This window comes from Pantoea sp. MBLJ3 (assembly GCF_000816655.1).
GTDB lineage: Bacteria > Pseudomonadota > Gammaproteobacteria > Enterobacterales > Enterobacteriaceae > Pantoea > Pantoea eucalypti.
The window spans coordinates 1-1,906 of record NZ_JSUT01000032.1; the positions used below are offsets into that span (position 1 = coordinate 1).

Below are 1,906 nucleotides of genomic sequence, written 5' to 3' on the forward strand. Positions count from 1 at the left end.
TGCCGATGAGTATCTGCAGGTCATCTATAAGCTGCTTGAAGGTAGCTGGGAGGACGGTGCTGTCCTGTGCGATCGTGAACGTCAAATTTTCAGCGACCCTAAAAAAATCCACCCGATTAATCATCAGGGCACGTTTTTCCAGGTGCCGGGCATTCATCTTTGCGAGCCGTCACCGCAGCGCACGCCGGTGCTTTATCAGGCCGGCGCCTCCAGCCGCGGTAAAGCCTTTGCAGCGGAGCATGCTGAATGTGTATTTGTCGCGGCACCGTCAAAAGTGCTGCTAAAGAAAACCGTAGCGGATATTCGACAAAGGGCAGCAGAGGCAGGACGCGATCCGCGTTCAATACTGATCTTCAATCTGCAGACGGTTATTGTGGGTGAAACCGACCTGGCGGCGCAGGCGAAATGGCAGGAGTACAAAAGCTATGTCAGTTACGAAGGCGCGCTGGCGCTGATCTCGGGCTGGACAGGTATCGATTTCGGGCAGTATCAGCCGGATCAGGTACTGAGGCATCTCCATACCAATGCCATTCAGTCGGCGGTTGAGACATTCTCTACTGCCGATCCTCATCGGCAGTGGACGGTGCAGGGTCTGGCAGACTGGGTGGGCATTGGCGGCTTTGGTCCGCTGCTGGCAGGCAGCGCCGAAACCGTGGCTGATGAATTGCAGAGCTGGATTGAAGAAACCGACGTTGACGGGTTTAACCTCGCCTACGCCGTGACCCATGAAACCTTCACCGATGTGGTGGAATTGCTGGTGCCGGAACTGCAAAAGCGTGGCGTCTACAAACAGGACTATCAGCACGGCACGCTGCGTGAAAAGTTGTTTGGACAGGGGCCACGACTGGCCTTGCCGCATCCCGGAGCCGGTTATCGTCGGACCGCGGACACAGAACAGCAGATAAACAGCGCCGAAATGTCGGGATGAGACGGGACGTTCACTGCCTGGTGTCACGCCTGAACCCACGCTTTATGGGCTGGCAGTAAACCGTGATTTTCAGGTTTTAAAAACACAAATGCTTTGCTTCTTACCGGATGAATCCAGCTATTCATCCGGCTTTTTTCGTGATTAGTTTGCGTGAATAACTTATTGAATATATTGAAATAGTTATCTTTATTTGTTGCTTGTTAGCTGGGCCGCAAATGCCTATAAAACCCTCGTTACCTGCTGAATATAATAACGAGGATACGATGAGTACATTAAATATTGACGACACCCTGACCGCCCCGCCGCCTCACTCCTCACCGGTTGGTTCGGTGAGTGATGTGGCCCGGCTTATCAACAGTCATACAGAGAAAAATAGCTATGCCCGCTGGATCGTTTTCCTGGCACTGGGGGGCGTGTTTCTCGACGCTTACGATCTCACCACGCTCTCCTATGGTATTGACGATGTAGTGAAAGAGTTTGGCTTAACCCCAGTCCTGACCGGACTGGTGACCTCTTCGATTATGATTGGCACCATCGTCGGTAATCTGGTCGGCGGCTGGCTGACTGATAAATATGGCCGCTACTCAGTGTTTATGGCGGACATGCTGTTCTTTGTGGTTTCGGCTATAGCTGCGGGCCTGGCACCCAATGTCTGGGTGTTGATCGGAGCGCGCTTTCTGATGGGAGTCGGAGTAGGAATCGATCTGCCGGTGGCCATGGCTTATCTGGCGGAGTTCTCTAAATTCTCCGGCAAGGGAAACAAAGCGTCGCGGCTCGCGGCGTGGTGTCCGATGTGGTATGCCGCCTCATCAGTCTGCTTCTTTATTATTTTTGCACTCTATTTCCTGCTGCCCGCTGAACACATCGACTGGCTGTGGCGTGCCTCGCTGCTGTTTGGCGCCGTACCGGCGCTGCTGATTATCGCGGTGCGCAGTAAGTTTATGAATGAGTCACCACTGTGGGCAGCTAATCAGGGCG

General features: G+C 53.5%; 2 protein-coding genes. Both read left to right on the forward strand.

The window, feature by feature from the left end:
- On the forward strand, positions 1–928 hold a 928-nt coding region (locus tag NP77_RS22545), incomplete at its 5' end, for an NtaA/DmoA family FMN-dependent monooxygenase (RefSeq protein WP_039662023.1).
- Positions 929–1,191: 263 nt separating this feature from the next.
- The coding region (locus NP77_RS22550; protein ID WP_039662025.1) for an MFS transporter at positions 1,192–1,906 on the forward strand (715 nt) is incomplete at its 3' end.